Below are 15,470 nucleotides of genomic sequence, written 5' to 3' on the forward strand. Positions count from 1 at the left end.
ATTTATCTCATTTTCTTTGGAATTAAATGCCTTTTCAACACCACAATTATTGTGAACCAGTACATCATTCTCACCAACAAAGTAAGTATGATAATACTCTACTGCAAAATTATATACAGTGACCGGCTTATTTAAGTGCTCTTTGTTCTTTTTCTCCAGATGAAGCTTATTGCCATCATCATCTATTAGTGGTAGCTAAAAAATAGTATTTTATGATTCGCAAACATAAAACTCATTTTTGCTATTTATCATTACATCCATATAGATAAATCTAATCCTTCCCAAGGTTTTAATATCGTTACAATCGTAACTCCATGCAGCTGGTCCACTTTACTATCTACAATTAAAAATTCATCATGGGTAGTAGCAAAAAATCAATTAACTACTATCTTAAATCAAAAATAAGCCTTAGGTAGTAGGCATCTTCAATCCCATTACTATCCTCTACATAAAACAAACTACAGGTAGTAGTTTCATACTGGCTCATTACTATCTATAACTGATAATAATCCCCAGATAGTAGTTTACTCTAAAATCACTACTATCCACAACTCGAAATCTCCACTGGATAGTAATTTCATTTAGACTCACTACTATCTGGTTGTAATAAATTATCCGAAGAAGTAATTTTCAGGATGTCTCAACTCTCCTGCCTTAACAAATCCTCTTTCTAGAGTATAGGTATTAGATTTTCATCAGAAAATCTAATACCGGACTATAAATAGGGTTGGCACCAAAATAGATGCCAACCCCATAGATAAGAGATTAGAAAGAATTATCTAAGTGATACAATTACAACTCTATCACCAACTAAAGGATCATTTCCCTTAATGTGAATCATGCCGAGTCCTGTGAATCTTTCTCTTACTACAACTGTAGCTTCGAAATCCTTTCCAGACTCAAGTGTTACTACTGCGCCCTTCTTAACGCCGAAGTGCTTAGCCTCAGAATTTGTCTTAACAGTGTAGTATGCCTTTATCTTTACTGCACCTGTTCTCTTGTTGTAGCTTGCGTTTCTATCTACTCTAGCTTCAAGAACATGGATGCTTACTTCTTCAAGAATATCAAGCTCTACGCTTGTAGCGCCAACGAAGTTCTTACCCTTTGCTGTAACTACTGCATAGTATGTTCCATCTGCATTAGAAGCGTGTGCTGGAAGCTTGTTTAAAAGCTTGCCATTCTCGCCAAGTCTGTACTGTAATGTGTAGTTAGACTTAGAAAGTGTCTTACCATTGAAGTAAACTGTTACGCCTGGGCGTGTTGTGAAGATGCTCTCAACAAATGTATCAACTGGCTCAACCTCAATTGCATCCTCATCTGCAAAATCAACTGGAGCAATTGTGAAGTTTGCCTTTACAGCTTCGTTCTCAGCATATTCGCCAATGAACTTAACCTCTACTGTAGGAAGTGAAGCATTGAAGTCCTCACCCATACCATTTCCTACCTTTGCTGCTGCATTCTTATTGTTCTTGTAAGAAACTGTGTAATCTACATCCTTAACAAGTACCTTGTCACCAGCTGTAACAACTACCTCTGGAGTAACCTTTGCACCTGTGTATACTGCATCAGCTACCTCTGCAACTGATGGTGTAACGATTACTGGCTCTTCTGGAGTATCAGGTGTTTCCTCACCGTCTACAAGTGTAACCTCGCCAAATACCTTTGGTGCAGACCAGCCATTACCTGTCTCATCATACCAGCTGCGTGTACCGATACGAGCGCCGTTTGAACCATCATTAATCTGTAAATCAAGACCGATAGCTGCTCCAACTTCTGGTGTGATATCTGTCCAAGCAAATGCTGCTTCAACCATGTAACCATCATCTGTTACCTTAACAGCATGCTTAAGGTTGTCCTCAAGGCACTTGTCGCCGTTAAAGCTTGTCTCATTTAAGTAGTTAATTCGGTACTGTTTGTCATCTGCCTCATATCCATCAGACTTGTGATTGTTCTCATCGATGAATACTTCTACAGAATCCTTCTCATGAACTGCTGAAGCTGATGCATCTAAATCATCATCCTTTACGTTCATAAGAACATAGAGGTTTTCCTCATCCCAAAGAAGCTTTGCTGTAGCTGTAGCCTTTGGATTTGAACCAGTAACAGCTAAATTTACTTCCTTAGCAACTTCCCAAGCATCATCAACATCGCCATCAACTGTAACAGTTCCCTTTGTTACATTCATGTATGGCTTGCAGATTGCCTTTGCATAGTACTTGCTACCTTCATCCTGTGTGAGACGAAGATTGTTGAATGCGTGGTCTCCATCAGCATCTGTTACTACTACATCCATTGCAAGACGTGAAGTAGCAACTAACTGCGAAGGTGCAGCAACCTCAAGTACTGCTTCTCCATTTTCATCAAGGGTAGCTTCAGCTGTTACAACTGATGCGCCATCCTTCATATCTGATGCAAAATCAACATAAAGCTTTGCAGCCTTAGCGCCATTTGCCTTTACCTTTACAGAAAGCTTTTCTCCATCCCAAACTGGAAGGAATGTGTACTCTGTGCCTTCAATTGTTGCGCTCTTTGCATGTGCAAATGCGTCCTTGCCTGATGCAGCCTGAACTACTGTTAAGCTCTTGATAGCTGGCTCAAGCTTTGAAGGATCAACAAATGCCCAGTAAGCTGGCTTTGCCATGTAGTCGCCATCGAAAAGAAGTGGAACCTGCTTTCTGTTTCCGTTAGCTCCGCCACCTGCACTGTTTGATGTCTGTAACCAAGAGTTAGGATCGATTACACCCCAAACTGTAAATCCGTTTACATCGATATCTGGATCAGCATCGATTTCCTTGTATGCCTCAAAGATTTCCTTGTAACGATAAGCTTCTCTTGTGTACTCAGCAGCCTCTGTTGCAGATGTTCCATCGTACTCATCAGAGCACTTGAAATCAAGCTCTGTTACCTGAATCTTGCCTACAATCTTACCGTATCTCTTACCACAGTTTACAATCTGCTGCTTGCTAGGTCCGAGCATGTTGTGGTGTCCCTGCATACCAAAACCAGAAATTCTGGTAGGAAGAACAGCATCCTTTTCATGTCTCTTTACACTCTCAAGTAACTGTGCGATTGCATCTGGCTTGTTGCCTGAGCACTCGTTGTAATCGTTGTAGTAAAGCTCTACATCATCCTTGCCCATCTTGTGAGCATAGTAGTTTGCATATCTGAATGCGTTAAGGATGTAATCTGGAGCATCCTCCTTGCTTCCTGTTCCATAGATTCTAGCCCAGTTAGAACGCTCACTTGCGCTGGCGCTTCTGTATGTACCTGTGCTGTCTGAACAAGCCTCGTTTACAACATCCCAGCCATAGAACATATCCTTGTATTCAGAAGAGAATACATGCTCGAATACGCTCTTGATGTACCACTCATGACGAAGTGTCATTTCCTCTGGTGATACCCAGTCACCGTTTGGATCATAGTTCTCCTTGAAGAACCACTCTGGCGTCTGTGAATGCCATGTTAAAACGTGACCTCTAATCTTGATTTCCTTGTCTGGATGCTCATCATTCCAATCCTTGATAACGCGAAGCATTCTCTCTGGACGTGAGAAATCAAGCTTTGGAACAGCCATATCCTTGTGTGTAACACCCTTCGCATCTGTCCATGTTTCAGTAATAATCTGTCCGTCTGCTGGCTTTGAGTTGTTGTAGTTCATTAATGAATCTGGCTTAAACTCGTTACCAAATGTTACAGCATTGAAGTGCTTTTCTACGATATCCATCAAAGCTTCATCTGTGATTTCTGAAATCATGATGGCTGCACCTGTGTAGCTGTCCTTGCCAAGGCCCTTGTCACAAGAGATATAATCTCTTAAATCTGGAATATCCCACTGTATCTCAGGCTTTGTGTTGTCATCTACAATCTCGCTTGGTGTTGGGTAATCAGCTGCATCACCCTTAAGAGTAAGTGTAATACTCTGGATAGTAAATGATGTGCCACCACCTGAGCTATTCATCAAGCCGATTCCATCGAATTCAGCTTTGTCTGTGTTTTCAATAACATCTGTTCCATAAGCTGCCTTTACTTCCTCACCCTTGTTTCTGAACTTAAGTGAGAAGCCTGATTTGCTGCCCTTTAACAGATTTGCTTTTACTGATACTACATCAGTACCCTTAATTCCTTTAGGTAGACCAAAAACTTTCTCCGCATAGTTTCCGCTGTACTCAATTTTTACGCCACCCTTTGATTTTGTAACAGTTGAACCCCATGAACCGCCTTCGTAACTGTCATCAAAATCGAACATGCTATAAGTGATTTGGCATGTCTTTTTAGAGTCCTCGTCTTCCTCAGAATCCTTCTTCTCCTCAGAAGCTTCTTCAGATTCAGACTCCTCCTCAGATTCTTCCTCGGACTCTTCCTTGGTTTCCTCTTCAGATTCTTCCTTTACTTCTTCTTTTACTTCATCTTTTGTTTCTTCTGATTCTTCCTCTTGAAGCTCTTCTACAACTTCTTCAGCCGAATCTGTCTGTGATTCTTTTGCATTGACTAATGCAGGACTTGGAGTTGTCATTAGCATAGTAGAAGCTATTGCTACTGACAACGCCTTGTAGATCTTTCTCTTTACCATAACCCTCAATATTCTCCTTTTTTTATTGTAAAAACACCGCGGTAATTACATGATAACAAAGGCGATTTTAAATAAGGCATGATAATTTTTAGAATAAACCCCGACAAATTAAATATTGGTGATTAAACCTCACTAGTTTGTCCGGCAAAGTTCCCAAAAAGTTACGGCAGATGCTGCTGCAACATTGAGAGAATCCACTCCATGATGCATTGGAATGATGGTAACAAAATCACTGGCATCTATTGTTTCCTGCTTGATCCCTGTGCTTTCTGTACCGAATACTACAGCAAGCTTTTCCTGCTCCTTTAATATAGGACTGTCCAATGAAATGGCATTATCCTTTAGTGCCATAGATACCACTGAAAATCCATTTTCCTTAAGGGTGGCAACATAATCTGAACCCTTTTCAAAATAAGTCCAAGGCACCTGAAAAACTGTACCCATAGCAACACGGGCCGCACGTCTATAAAATGGATCTGCACTGTCATGGGTAAGGACGATTCCATCCACCCCAAGTGCTGCCGCTGACCTGAATATAGCGCCTACATTGGTAGGATTCATAACATCCTCTAAAATAGCGATTCGTTTTGCAGATTGCAAAAGACTGCTTATCTGTGGAAGGGCTGGACGTCTGCAGGCAGCAAGCACACCTCTTGTAAGGTTAAAGCCAGTGATTTTATTAATCACTTCAAGCCTTGCCACAAACACATCCACATCACTGTCTACACCAGAAAGTAATTCCTGAACCACATCTGATTCGTAGGCCTTTTCCTCTACAAGAAAAGCTAAAGGCTGGGCACCCATTGCAAGGGCTCGTTTGATAACCTCTGGTGTCTCAGCTATAAAGGCTCCCCCATTTGGCTCGAAATAATGATACAGTTGTGCCTCATTATACTTAGTAAAAATATCTACTCTAGAATCCTCTAAACTTTCAATTCTAATCAATGTATTTCTGTTCTCCTATCTATTGCTCCTGCCCAAGCAGATGATATACGAATTGCTGAGCTGTACGGCCTGAAAGACCACCCTGCTCCATCTCCCATATCTTTGCTTTTGCTATAAGCTCATCCTCTGGCATGGTGATGCCAGCTCGTTTTGCAAGGGCCAGCACTATTTCCAAATATTCCTTTTGCATAGGCTTTGTGTAGCTGATGGTCACACCGAATCTGTGCACTAGTGAAAGCTTCTCCTCCACCGTGTCAGAGTGATGTCTGTCGTTAGAATTATCCTGGTCATTTCTGTCGTTCCATGTCTCTTTGATGAGATGACGGCGATTAGATGTGGCATAGATTAAGATGTTATCTGGCTTTGTTTCTACGCCACCTTCGATAACTGCCTTTAGGAATTTATATTCTATCTCGTGCTCCTCGAAGGATAAATCATCCATATAGATGATGTATTTGTAATTTCTATTTTTGATGCTGGCGATAATCTTTGATAAATATCTAAACTGATGCTTGTATATCTCAATCATACGAAGGCCACTATCATAATACTGATTTACGATAGCCTTAATACTGGTGGACTTGCCAGTACCACTGTCACCAAAGAGTAATACGTTATTAGCCTTTTTACCATTAACAAAGCTTTCTGTATTATCGATAAGCTGCTGCTTTTGATATTCATAGCCAATCAAATCATCTAAAACCACTTCATCCATATTATTGATTGGGACAAACTGAATATCGTTTATGCCAGTCTCCTCAATACGAAATGCCTTATTTAGGCCAAACATTCCCACTCCATAAGCCTTATAGAAATCCGTAATTACGTTAAAAAATTCCTTTTCATCTGCGGCAGCCTCTAGAGCCTTTGACAATCTTCTGACCTTTTCGCTTACATTGCGATTGTACATCTGCTCATTCTTTTTTACAGAGCTGTAATTCAAAAATACCGTAAAGCATTCTATTCCAAGCTCCTTTTCAAGAGGGCTGAAATCGTAATCGAAAAGCTCCTTTAAAATCCTAAAATCATTTTCCACCAAATGATTTACAGAGCCAGGCTTTACCTCACATTTTTCCGTAACCAGTGAAAATGGATTTTCATTCATAATAATATAGAAGGTAAGATAATTGTGCCAAAGATTGTCATCAAAGCCATAATCTGTAGCCAGCATAAGCAGACGCTTGGAAATAGCGTTAATCTCACGAGTAGCCTCACGCTTGTTGTAATCACCTGATTCAATATCATCTATGACTCTGCCAAGCTGATACAAAATGCTGTCTTCTGTTAAATCGCCATACATTAATAATCTTGAAATCTTGTCGTACATAACCTGCCTCCTAAACTCTAGTCTTTTGGGAGTTATTATAACATATAACAAAAAGATGGCCTAGCTACAGACCATCTTTACTCTATTTCATTTATATATCACCATAGCACTCAGGTCTTCTATCTCTGAAGATTCCCCAGCTTAATCTATTGTTTGCAATCTCATCCAAATCATAGGTATGAATGAGGATTTCTTCTGTATCTCTTGAGGCATCCTCAAGAATCTCACCTGTTTCATCTGTCATAAATGAGCTGCCATAGAAATTCAGACTAGAGGACTGCATTGCATTTTCCTTACATGGCTTTACTTCCTCCAGGCCGATACGATTGGCAGCAATCACAGGCATAAGATTGCTTCCTGCGTGGCCCTGCATACAACGTCTCCAGTGAGGCATGCTGTCACATTCAATGATAGGCTCGCTGCCGATGGCTGTTGGGTAGAAAAGAATTTCTGCCCCCTGTACTGCCATACTTCTGGCTGTCTCTGGGAACCACTGATCCCAACAAATACCTACACCTATAGTGCCGTATTTTGTTTTCCATACCTTAAAGCCTGTGTTGCCTGGTGTGAAATAGAATTTTTCCTGATAGAAGTGATCGTCAGGGATGTGAGTCTTTCGGTACACTCCAAGAATTGTGCCATCTGCATCAATCACTGCCACAGAATTATAAAGCACATTTCCATCCTTTTCGTAAAAGCTGACAGGGATGACTATATTAAGCTCTGCCGCCACCTTCACAAAATGCTTTACGGCATCATTTTCCTCTACTGGCTTTGCAAAATCATAGTATTCATATCTGCGCTCCTGGCAAAAATACTGGCGTTCGAAAAGCTCTGGAAGAAGAATGATGTTGGCGCCTTTTGAGGCAGCATCGCGCACCATCTTGTCGGCTTTTTTAATGTTTTCTTCTACTGATGTGCTGCACTGCATTTGAATGGCAGCTATTGTTATTTTTCTCATAATTTCACCTCATCCGTCAGCTTCGCTGACACCTTCCCCTCAAGGGGAAGGCTCTTTGGGATTTGTTGGGTGATGCAATGGATATTGCCTCCCCCTACAATAATTGCTCTTGCATAAATTGGATAGATTTTTCTGGTAGGAAAAAGCTTGGAAAGAATTTCCACCGCCACCTTATCATTTTCATCTCCAAATTGAGGAAGGATAATCCCTCCGTTTGAGATGTAAAAATTCACATAGGATGCTGCAAGGCGCTCTCCTACCTCTCTTACATCTTCTCCCTCTTCGAATTCGTATCCCTCCAATTCCTGGGCTGTAATACATACAGGCTGCTTTGGGATTGGAAGCTTGTGAACCTTAAAGGAGCGTCCCTTCGCATCAGTTTCTTTTTCAAGAACCTCAAGGCTGGCCTTGCTCATGGCATACTGTGGGTCCGATTTATCATCAGTCCATGCAAGCACCACCTCAGCAGGACCAGTGAATGCACATACATTATCTACATGCTCGTTTGTCTCATCATTATATATGCCACTTGGAAGCCAGATAACCTTTTTTGCCCCAAGATATTCACACAGCTTTTCAGTAATTTCAGCCTTTGTCATATCTGGATTGCGTCCCTTGCTAAGAAGGCAGGCTTCTGTGACTATCACTGTACCTTCACCATCACTGTGAATGCTGCCCCCTTCAAGCACAAATGGATGGGCGTCATACACATCCATATTCAAAGCCTTACAGATAGCAGCGGCTGCTGCATCATCATTTTCCCAATGGGCATACAAGCCATCATAATCGCCACCCCAGGCGTTGAACTGCCAGTCGATTCCTCTTACCTCAGTTCCATTTACAACACAGGTAGGGCCCACGTCCCTTGCCCAGGCATCATCAGTAGGAATGCAAAGGGGATGAATTCTTTCATCATTTTTAAATGCATCCCTAACCTCGGCTATGTGGTACTCATCCGCCAACATCCAAAGCTCTTCGCTTTCTGCAATGGCTCTTGCTATTTTAGCGAAAACCAGCTTTGCCTCTACACCGCCATTAGGCCAAGAACCGGGACGAACAGGCCAAATCATTACCGTGCACTGGTGCATAGCATATTCTGCAGGCATATAAAATTTATCTTTACTAGGTGTACTGTTAATTTTCATAATACGTATTTACGATAATCGATTTTTAAAATCCTCATAACCAAATTTCTTTACTAGTTCAATTTCCCCATCTGCATGCAGAAGGTAGATACTTGGAAGTGGAATACCATTAAAGGTGTTGTTTTTAACCATGGAATAAATTGCCATGTCCTCAAAAATCAGCCTATCCCCAACCTGAATCTCATGGTCGAAGGAATAATCCCCGATAATATCTCCTGCAAGACAGGTGTAAGAGCTAAGCCTGTACTCAAAAGGCTTTTCGCCCCATTCTCCAGAATCCCTAAGAGGTGGTCTATATGGCATCTCTAATACATCTGGCATGTGGCAGGCTGCAGAACCATCTAATATAAGTGTCTTTATGCCATTTTCAACAATGTCCAAAACCTCTGTTACAAAGTATCCAGCATTAAGAGCGATGGCTTCTCCTGGCTCTAAATATACCTGAACATCGTATTTAGCACGAAGTTCCTTTACTAGTCTAATCAATCTGTCTACATCATAATCAGCCCTTGTGATATGATGTCCGCCGCCCATATTTACCCACTTCATCTGTGGCAGGAATTTACCGAATTTATCTGTAAATGCCACCAGCGTAGTTTCCAAATCATCTGAATTCTGCTCGCATAATGTATGAAAATGCAGGCCACTAACACCATCTAGTACACTGGCATCCTTTGATAGAGCTTCCTCCAAAGCTTTTAGTGTCACTCCAAGGCGGGAGCCGTCTGCACATGGGTCGTAGATAGCGTGGTCCCCCTGGGTAGAACACTGAGGATTTACTCTAAGGCCAATCTCTACCTGAGCCTTAAGGCATGTATCCTTGTATTTCATCAGCTGTGCTACAGAATTAAAGATGATATGGTCGCAGATTTTTACTAATTCATCCATATCGGCACTTTTATAGGCTGGGGCAAACACATGATTTTCCTTGCCCATCTCCTCTTTGCCAAGGCGTGCCTCATATATGCCGCTGGCTGTAGTTCCCGCTAAATACTGGCCGATAAGTGGATATACAACAAAATTAGAGAATGCCTTTTGGGCCAGCAGTATTTTACAGCTGGCCTCCTTCTGCACTCTCTCTAAAACCTTAAGATTTTCTATTAATTTGCTCTCATCTATTACATAGGATGGAGTTTCTATTTGCGATGTAAACATTTTCCCCTCTTACGCATTAATCTACGAGAACTGGGTTCTCAACAACCTGCCATGGTAAGCCCCACTTATTAAGTGCTTCCATATATGGATCTGGATCAAATTCATCTGTTGTGAATACACCTGGATTCTTCCACTGACCTGTAACAACCATCATTGCACCAATCATAGCTGGTACACCTGTTGTGTAGCTGATAGCCTGTGAACCAACCTCCTTGTAGCATTCCTGGTGGTCGCATACGTTGTAGATGTAGATTGAACGCTCCTTGCCATCCTTGATACCTGTGAAGATACAACCGATATTTGTCTTACCAACTGTACGAGGACCAAGTGATGCAGGGTCTGGTAACAATGCCTTTAAGAACTGAATAGGCACGATTTCCTGACCGTTAAAGTTGATAGGTGTAGTGCTAAGCATACCTACATTTTCAAGACAGTTCATGTGTGTAAGGTAGCTTTGACCAAATGTCATAAAGAAACGGATACGCTTTACCTCTGGCATGTTGCGGCCAAGTGCCTCAATCTCCTCATGGTGAAGAAGATACATATCCTTCTTTCCAACTCCATCAAAATCGTACTCTCTCTTGATGCTCATAGCAGGAATCTCAATCCACTTGCCATTTTCCATATAAGAACCTGGAGCAGAAACCTCACGAAGGTTAATCTCTGGGTTAAAGTTTGTAGCGAATGGATAACCGTGGTCACCACCGTTGCAATCTAAAATATCGATTGTGTGAATCTCATCGAAATAATGCTTTTTTGCATAAGCTGCAAATACTGATGTAACACCTGGGTCGAAGCCTGTTCCAAGAAGTGCTGTAAGGCCAGCATCCTTAAACTTGTCCTGATATGCCCACTGCCAGCTGTAATCAAAGTATGCGCTAAAGCCTAATTCCTTGCAACGCTTTTCATAGATAGCTCTCCACTCAGGGTCATCTGTGTCCTCTGGCTCGTAGTTGGCTGTGTCGATGTAATCAACACCTGCTGCAAGACAAGCATCCATGATAGTAAGGTCCTGATAAGGAAGTGCTACATTTAATACTGCATCTGGAGCATAATCCTTAATAAGCTTTGTAAGTGCTTCCACATCATCAGCATCAATCTGTGCTGTCTTGATAACTGTCTTTGTTGTGCCTTCAAGCTTTTCCTTCATTGCCTCGCACTTTGAAACTGTACGGCTTGCAATCATAATCTCCTCAAATACATCACTGTTCTGGCAGCACTTTGATATTGCAACCTGTGCTACTCCACCACATCCAATAATTAATAATCTTGCCATTTTTTAATACTCTCCTCGTTAATCTATATTTTCTTTTCCTTCTTTTTTAGCTGCGCGCTCTTCTTCCTCAAGCAAATCCTCCACGTATTTAGGAAGCATGAAGGCTCCCTTATGAAGATTTGTTGTGTAGTACCAGGTCTTAAGCTCCCTGGCCTTCCATCGCTTTGAATCCAAATCCTTCAAAGGATGATACTTTTTGGAAGCAAAGCCAAACATCCAATAGCCTGATGGGCAGGTAGGGATATTTGCCTGATATACTCTGTTAATAGGGAAGCTCTTGTAGGCCTTTCTGTGCATAGCTCTAAAGGCTTCCTCGTCCTCATCATAAAAAGGACTTCCATGCTGATATACCATGATGCCATCTTCCTTAAGGGCTCTGTAGCAGCTGCCATAGAACTCTCTGGTGAATAGACCTTCCGCATAGCCGAATGGGTCTGTAGTATCATTAATAATCAAATCATATTTATCCCTGCATCTACGCAGGAATCTAAGTCCATCCATATTTGTAACTGTAACTCTGTCGTCGTCAAATCCCTTTGCAGTCTCCGGGAAAAACTGCTTGCTTATTTCAAGAAACATTTCATCCTGCTCAACCACATCGATATGCTCTATTTCGGGATATTCCGTGAGAACTCTGGCAACTCCGCCATCTCCTCCACCGATGATAAGCACCTGTTTAACATTAGGATGCACCGCCATAGGCACGTGAACAATCATTTCGTTATAAATAAATTCATCAGCCTCTGAAAAAATGATTTCGCCATCAAGAACAATCATTTTGCCAAGCTCTTGGGTATCAAAAACATCAATTCGCTGATACTCACTTTGGGCGCTGTAAAGCTGCTTGTTAACACGGATGCTTGTCTTTACATGCTCCGTCTCCATCTGTGAAAACCAAAAATCCATTACATTTCTCCACTATTCTATAACACTAATCAAATTTACCTCAGGGTCTTTAGTGCCTTGCAGGCTACATCCCTTTTCCTTGGCAAATTCGATGTATTCTATTATTTCCTTTGTGATGCGCTCACCAGGTGTAAGAATTGGAATTCCCGGTGGATAGCACATAACAAGCTCTGCACAGATTCTGCCATCAGATTCAGCAACTGGCACCTGCACCTTATTGGCATAAAAAGCCTGCTGAGGTGTCATTACATTCTCTGGCTGGATAAAATCTCCGCAGTATAAATCCGATGAATCCTTTTCATATAGACGTTTTATGTCCTCTAAGGCTCCAACTAAACGCTCGATATCCTGGATTCTGTCACCGATGGAAATGTATGCAAGGATATTTCCTATATCACCAAATTCTATCTGAATATCATATTCGTCACGAAGCAGATCGTACACCTCTATACCGGTAAGACCGATGCCCTGGGTGTAGATAGATAGCTTGGTTACATCAAAATCGTAAACACTGTCACCATCGATAAGCTCCTTGCCATAGGCATAAAAGCCACCGATTTCGTTTATCTCATTTCTAGCGTACTCTGCCATGTGAGCCACCTTTTCGAAGGATTCCTTTCCTCGCAGTGCCAGGTTACGTCTAGACAAATCAAGGCTGGATAAAAGCAGGTAGGATGCGCTGGTAGTCTGTGTCAGATTAATAATCTGGCGAACATATTCAGCATCCATATCCTCACCACATAGCAAAATAGAGCTTTGTGTTAAAGATCCACCCGATTTATGCATAGAAACAGCAGCCATGTCTGCCCCGGCTGCCATTCCTGAAATAGGTAGATTGTCGTTGAAATAAAGATGTGTACCATGGGCCTCATCTGCCAAAACCTTCATGCCATGCTCATGTGCAATCTTAACTATCTCTTTAAGATTAGAGCATACACCATAATAAGTAGGATTGTTGATAAGGATGGCCTTGGCATCAGGATTGGCGTCCATAGCACGTCTAACCTCTTCCACCTCAACGCCAAGTGCAATTCCGATTTTAGGATTAACCTTTACCTCAACATATACTGGCACTGCACCGCACAGCACCATAGCATTAATTACACTTTTGTGTACATTTCTAGGAATTAAAATCTTATCGCCAGCCTTGCACACCGACAAAATCATGGTCTGCACTGAGCTGGTGGTTCCATTTACCATTAAAAATGCGTGAGCTGCACCGAATGCATCGGCAGTCAGCTCCTCCGCCTCTTTAATAACAGAAATGGGATGTCCCAAATTATCAAGGGGCTTCATTGAATTAACATCAAGTCCCACGCACTGCTTGCCAAGCAGCTCTACAAGCTCAGGATTGCCCCTTCCTCGCTTGTGTCCAGGCACGTCAAATGGAACGACGCGCCTTCTTCTAAATCTCTCCAATGCCTCGCAAATTGGAGCAGATTTTTGTTCAAATTTCCTCATTATTGACCCTTTTACCTTCTATAAATAATAGCTTTAAAGCTTTTTCTTTAAATTTTCTACCAATCCCTTGATAGTGCCGTCTGCAAATGGGCTATCAAGACCAACCTCTTTAAGCTCATCTTCGTAGAAATCCTTAACGGAAAGCTTGCAAAGCTCAAGATAGTGGTTCCAAGCATCCTTGAAATCCTTATCCATCCAAACCTTGAATTCCATAGCAACTACGCTGGCAAGAACATAATCGATGTAGTAGAAAGGATCCCAGAAAATGTGACCCTGCTTCTGCCACCAGCCACCTGTTACGAAGAACTCATTATCCTCATAATCAAGCCATGGACGATACTGCTTTTCAAGATCTGCCCATACAGCCTTTCTTTCTGCTGGTGTAAGCTCTGGCTTATCGTAAATAATGTGCTGGAACTCATCAACCATACATCCATAAGGAACAAATGTGATTGCATCCATGAAATGCATCTTGCGATACTCATCTGCTCTATCACCGAAGAACTTATCCATCCACTGATATGTGAAATATTCCATAGACATAGAGTGAATCTCTGCTGTTTCCATTGTAAGGTCGTTGTGTTCCTTTATCTCATCATCGCGGGTAACATAGCCCTGGAATGCATGACCACATTCATGAGTGATAACATCTACGTCACCGCTTGTGCCGTTAAAGTTGGCAAAGATAATAGGTGCTTTGTACTTTGGAAGGAAATCCATATATCCGCCCTGCTTCTTAGTCTTGCGTCCAAGTACATCAAAAAGCTCATTTTCTGTCATGAAATCAAAGAACTCTGCTGTCTCTGGCGAAAGCTCTCTGTACATTTCCTGACCGCTCTTTAGGATTTCCTCTGGAGTACCTGTTGGAGCTGGGTTACCGTTTGGATAGAATACCTCGTTATCGTAGTATTTAAGTGCATCAACACCAATCTGCTTACGTCTGATTTCCTGAATCTCGCATACAAATGGAACAAAGGATTCCTTAACCTGCTTTCTGAAGTTTTCAACCTCAGCTCGGCGGTATGCGTTTCTGTTCATTCTGTTGTAGCCAAGCTCTACGAAATTGTCATAGCCTAATTCCTTAGCCTGCTTAGTACGATTTTTTACAAGCTTGTCAAAAATCTCATCAATTTCATCAGTTACAGATGTGAAATAATCTGAGTATGCCTTCCATGCACGCTTTCTTGTATCTCTATCCTCTGCTGTAAGGAACTTGCGAAGAAGTGAAAGGTTGTACTCCTCACCGTCAAATGGAATCTTTGCAGATGCAATGATTTTGTCGTAACGACTAACAAGAGCGTTTTCCTCCTGCATAAGTGGAAGAATCTTCTCGCTGATTGACTTGTTGGCAAGCTCCATGTTTTTGAAAGCAACCTTGCTGATTTTCTCTTCTAGGTAATCCTTGTATGGAGACTCAAATAATACCTTCTTGTAATCATTTTCCATGTTATAAATCAATGGCATGATTTCATCAAGGTAATCGTTTTCCTTTGTGTAGAATTCGTCTGATGTATCGCAATCATGACGGAATGTACCAAGGATTCTATTAGTGTGAACTTCATTCATAAACTCATAATATTTTTTGTGGAGCTCAAACTGCTCCTCCCCGCTTTTCGCATTCTTGCTGTCAGCAATAAGCTTCTCAAAGAATGCCTTTACTTCGTCCATATCAATTCGCTGGTATGGCATTTTAGAACATTTCATTTCTCTATATCTCCTTTAAA

At 41.6% G+C, this 15,470-nt stretch carries 11 protein-coding genes; all 11 read right to left on the reverse strand.

Going from position 1 to position 15,470, the window contains the following annotated elements; all coding sequences use genetic code 11:
- Positions 1–186: polymorphic toxin-type HINT domain-containing protein (locus tag BM097_RS16995; RefSeq protein WP_255406610.1), on the reverse strand; the 186-nt coding region annotated here is incomplete at its 3' end.
- Between the two features lie 589 nt (positions 187–775).
- Positions 776–4,570, reverse strand: a complete 3,795-nt coding sequence (locus BM097_RS01160; RefSeq protein ID WP_090545091.1) for an endo-1,4-beta-xylanase — start codon at positions 4,568–4,570, stop codon at positions 776–778.
- Between the two features lie 132 nt (positions 4,571–4,702).
- Complete coding sequence (locus tag BM097_RS01165; RefSeq protein ID WP_090545093.1) at positions 4,703–5,515, reverse strand: TrmH family RNA methyltransferase; 813 nt, start codon at positions 5,513–5,515, stop codon at positions 4,703–4,705.
- 19 nt (positions 5,516–5,534) lie between these two features.
- Positions 5,535–6,842 (reverse strand): ATP-binding protein, encoded by a 1,308-nt coding sequence (locus tag BM097_RS01170; RefSeq protein ID WP_090545095.1) that lies wholly within the window; start codon positions 6,840–6,842, stop codon positions 5,535–5,537.
- Positions 6,843–6,933: 91 nt separating this feature from the next.
- A complete protein-coding gene (aguB, locus tag BM097_RS01175) occupies positions 6,934–7,803 on the reverse strand; it encodes an N-carbamoylputrescine amidase (RefSeq protein ID WP_090545097.1) in 870 nt (289 codons plus the stop codon).
- Positions 7,800–8,948, reverse strand: a complete 1,149-nt coding sequence (aguA, locus tag BM097_RS01180; RefSeq protein WP_090545098.1) for an agmatine deiminase — start codon at positions 8,946–8,948, stop codon at positions 7,800–7,802. The genes aguB and aguA overlap by 4 nt, the downstream gene beginning before the upstream one ends.
- A 9-nt stretch (positions 8,949–8,957) precedes the next feature.
- On the reverse strand, positions 8,958–10,103 hold the full coding sequence (gene nspC, locus BM097_RS01185) for a carboxynorspermidine decarboxylase (protein ID WP_090545099.1): 1,146 nt from the start codon (positions 10,101–10,103) through the stop codon (positions 8,958–8,960).
- Positions 10,104–10,119: 16 nt separating this feature from the next.
- Entirely contained in the window at positions 10,120–11,379 is a 1,260-nt protein-coding gene (locus BM097_RS01190) for a saccharopine dehydrogenase family protein (protein ID WP_090545101.1), read from the reverse strand.
- Between the two features lie 18 nt (positions 11,380–11,397).
- Positions 11,398–12,285 carry a polyamine aminopropyltransferase gene (speE, locus tag BM097_RS01195; protein ID WP_090545103.1) on the reverse strand — a complete coding sequence of 296 codons (888 nt, stop codon included), beginning with the start codon at positions 12,283–12,285 and terminating at the stop codon, positions 11,398–11,400.
- A 12-nt stretch (positions 12,286–12,297) separates the two neighbouring features.
- A complete protein-coding gene (locus BM097_RS01200; RefSeq protein ID WP_090545106.1) occupies positions 12,298–13,746 on the reverse strand; it encodes an aminotransferase class I/II-fold pyridoxal phosphate-dependent enzyme in 1,449 nt (482 codons plus the stop codon).
- Between the two features lie 33 nt (positions 13,747–13,779).
- On the reverse strand, positions 13,780–15,450 hold the full coding sequence (locus BM097_RS01205) for a M3 family oligoendopeptidase (protein WP_090545108.1): 1,671 nt from the start codon (positions 15,448–15,450) through the stop codon (positions 13,780–13,782).
- Between the last annotated feature and the right edge of the window lie 20 nt (positions 15,451–15,470).

It is taken from the genome of Pseudobutyrivibrio sp. OR37, assembly GCF_900113655.1.
Taxonomy (GTDB): domain Bacteria; phylum Bacillota; class Clostridia; order Lachnospirales; family Lachnospiraceae; genus Pseudobutyrivibrio.